The sequence below is a fragment of the Muriicola sp. genome (assembly GCF_041567615.1).
Taxonomy (GTDB): Bacteria; Bacteroidota; Bacteroidia; order Flavobacteriales; family Flavobacteriaceae; genus Muriicola.
Window position 1 is genome coordinate 1 of the sequence record NZ_JBFGBM010000243.1, and the last position, 3,056, is coordinate 3,056.

Consider the following 3,056-nt stretch of genomic DNA (forward strand, 5'->3'; position numbering starts at 1 on the left):
CTTTACCATAAGAGGCCATAAGCCCGTCTATAGCTTTTGTGTGTTTGCTTAAATCTTCATTCAAAGTCAAATTGTTATTGAAAATTAAATTGATATCCTGGGCATAAGTCCGACTTGAAATAACAACTATAGACGCCAGTAGGATTAGTATTGCATTTTTCATGTTTTATATTTTTTATTGATCTCTTACACAACTTCAACCACTTCAGCTTCACTAATTCCTGGAATTCCAAAGTAGTTTATGACGCCCTTACATCTTCACAAACTCCACCCTTCGGTTATTGGCCTTGCCTTCCGGGCTGTTGTTGTCTGCCACGGGGACTTCCTCCCCAAAGCCTTTGGCGACCAGCCGGTCTCGCCCAATGCCCTGGTCTACCAGGGTATTTAGTACAGTATTGGCCCGTTGCTCCGAGAGGTTCTTGTTGAACTGGGCATCCCCATCGCTGTCTGTGTGACCTTCCACGCTGAAGCGGATCTCCGGGTATTGTTGCATCAGTTTCACGATCTCATTGATAACCCCCATGGATTCGGGTTTCAGGGTAGCCTTGCCGGAATCGAACCTGATCCCATTGGTGACGATCTTCCCGTCGGTGATCATCTTGTCATACAATTCCAGGTCGCCCGTGGCGATACGGATATTCCTGATGGCGGCGAATTGATTTTCGTGACACTGCCTGGAGGAAATGGTGATCCCGGTAGGATTATGCCTGAAATTGGGGATGTTGGCGATGCGCTGTTCCCCTAAATAGATCTTTAAGGCCCGCACATTGAAGGATATCGCTACACGCTTCCAATAGGGGTAATTTTCATCTCCTTTAAAGTCCGTAACACCGGAGAACTGTTGGGTGATTTGATTGGGTTTTATGGAGATATCGGGTAATCTTGTGGTATTCTTCTGGTTGACCGCGTCGTAGAAGGCTATCTTATATGACGTACAGAACTCACTGTAATAGGCGTCGAATTCCAGGGTGAATACGTCCGGCAGGTAATCCCCTTTTTCTTTCATCATGGGAACAATATCGGCCCATTCGGTGTCCGGAAAGTTGATGACCATCTCATCGCCCAGCCGGGCCATTTCCACATTACCTTTCTTCAGGTCCCACTGGGAAGGGAATTCCCCGTTCCGTTCTCCCTGGAGATCGTCCTCAAAGATGACCACCTCTCCGGGCACAAAGTCGTATTTAGACCAAAGTTTTACGGTATTATCGGTATCGGCTGGCTTTTGGTTTGCATCTTTGTCCCCCTTCGGAATGCTGTCACCCTCTTTGCCTTCCATACCTTCCTCGACCTTGTCCAGGCCTTTGTCAATGGTCTTGTCTATCTTCCGATCGAGCCTTTGCTCGGATTTGTTCTTTATTTTTTTCCCGATCTTTTTCAGGATCTGGGTTTCAGCCTGGACGGGAGCGAGGAGGAACAACCCCAGCAGCCCTAATGACAGTATTTTTTTCATGACGAACGGTGTTAGATTTCTCGATTTGATCCCTTCCCGCAGTATACGGTCAGGTTAGAACATATTACTATTATTTATAGATCGGTACAATGATTTCTGTCATGTAGACATGCTGATATTGAGCGTTTTGTATCAATTTTTTTATTCTAATTATGACCTTTGTCATACAGGCGTATAGACCCTGTCCGATCCAATTACCGTCGGTTGAACATGATGCTATGGTCATCAAGCCCAGTTCAGCTTGATTTACCTAATTTTAAACCTCTCTGAATCCTGGAGTGAAGCGGAAGGAATAGGATGGAAAAAGCATCACGATTAGACTAATTTAAAGTGATATGAAGTACAGAAAATTGACAGGGCAGTCGCCCGCAGTCTCCGAGATCGGGATGGGTACCTGGCAATTGGGAAGTAATTCCGGTTGGAAGGACCTGAGCGATAAGGAGTCCATAGAATTGGTCCGGGAGGCCCTTGAGCTGGGGGTTAATTTTTTTGACACGGCACCCAATTACGGCCTGGGCAGCAGCGAGGAACGATTGGGAAAAGCACTTGAAAAAACAGACCGCAGCCAGGTAGTCATCAACACCAAATTCGGGCATACCGATTTCGGTTCCTTAAACTACGATGCGGGCTATATCCGCGAATCCCTGGAGGGGAGCCTGAGGCGGCTGAGGACGGAGTACGTAGATTCCCTCATCCTGCACAATCCGCCTCATGCGATCCTTGACGGCCGGCAGAGCGAGCATTACGAGATCCTCGAAAAATTGAAGGAGGAAGGCAAGATACGGGCCTATGGGGCCTCCCTCGATACCTACGAGGAAATGAAGCTCTTTATGGAGACCACGGGTGGAGAAGTGGTGGAGGCCTTCTTCAATATCCTGCACCAGGATACGGCCCGGGCCTTTGAAATCGCCAAAGAAAAAGAAATGGGGATCATTGTTAAGATCCCCCTGGATTCCGGCTGGCTCACCGGCAAATACGATGCAAACAGCACCTTTCAAGGCATCAGAGAACGCTGGTCCCGGGAGGATATCGCGACCAGGGCCAGGCTTGTCAGCCAGTTGAATGAACTGATCGGGAAAGACCGGGACCTTTCTCAGACGGCTCTTTCATTCTGCCTTGCCTATGATGCCGTATCTACGGTCATCCCGGGTAGTATCAGTACTGCTCAATTGCGCAAAAACGTGGAGGATGCAAACGTTCACCTCCCGGATCGCCTGAAGATGGATCTGGAGAATTTCTATGAATCAGAAGTTAAAAAGCTGAACCTGCCCTGGTGAGCTTGGGGGCACAACCTCCAACCAGCATTCTTCAGTTCTATGCGTTACCCGAAAAGCTGTCCCAGCCCGGCTGGCTGGTGCAACAACCAGCCGGTAAGGCTTTTCCTGTTCTTGTGGGATTCCAGTACCCGGTGGGGTACCTCGGCACTTTTGAACATTACACAACGGGCATCGAGGGGTTCAACAATCACGGTTTCCCCGTTTTTAAGGAAGATCTCCAGTTCTCCACCGTCTCCTTTCTGCCATCCCTCGTTTAAATAAATGACGAGGGTGATCATGCGGTTTGTCCGACTGTCGAACTGGTCGAGGTGCTTCTCATACCTCGCCCC

General features: G+C 48.6%; 3 protein-coding genes. 1 reads left to right on the plus strand and 2 read right to left on the minus strand.

The features are described 5' to 3' along the window. Nucleotides 1–250 precede the first annotated feature (250 nt). Nucleotides 251–1,450 (minus strand): OmpA family protein, encoded by a 1,200-nt coding sequence (locus tag ABYP73_RS12545; protein WP_372974555.1) that lies wholly within the window; start codon nucleotides 1,448–1,450, stop codon nucleotides 251–253. A 335-nt stretch (nucleotides 1,451–1,785) separates the two neighbouring features. Between ABYP73_RS12545 and ABYP73_RS12550 the strand changes: the two genes are divergently transcribed. After that, nucleotides 1,786–2,727 carry an aldo/keto reductase gene (locus ABYP73_RS12550; RefSeq protein WP_372974556.1) on the plus strand — a complete coding sequence of 314 codons (942 nt, stop codon included), beginning with the start codon at nucleotides 1,786–1,788 and terminating at the stop codon, nucleotides 2,725–2,727. Between the two features lie 44 nt (nucleotides 2,728–2,771). Here ABYP73_RS12550 and ABYP73_RS12555 read toward each other — a convergent pair. Continuing rightward, nucleotides 2,772–3,056, minus strand: a 285-nt coding sequence (locus tag ABYP73_RS12555) for a 2OG-Fe(II) oxygenase (RefSeq protein WP_372974557.1), incomplete at its 5' end; no start/stop codon positions are given.

Excerpts from the sequence above, each read along its gene's own strand:
- ABYP73_RS12550 (WP_372974556.1), top strand. The coding sequence starts at position 1,786 with ATGAAGTACAGAAAATTGACAGGGCAGTCGCCCGCAGTCTCCGAGATC.
- ABYP73_RS12545 (WP_372974555.1), bottom strand. The coding sequence starts at position 1,450 with ATGAAAAAAATACTGTCATTAGGGCTGCTGGGGTTGTTCCTCCTCGCT.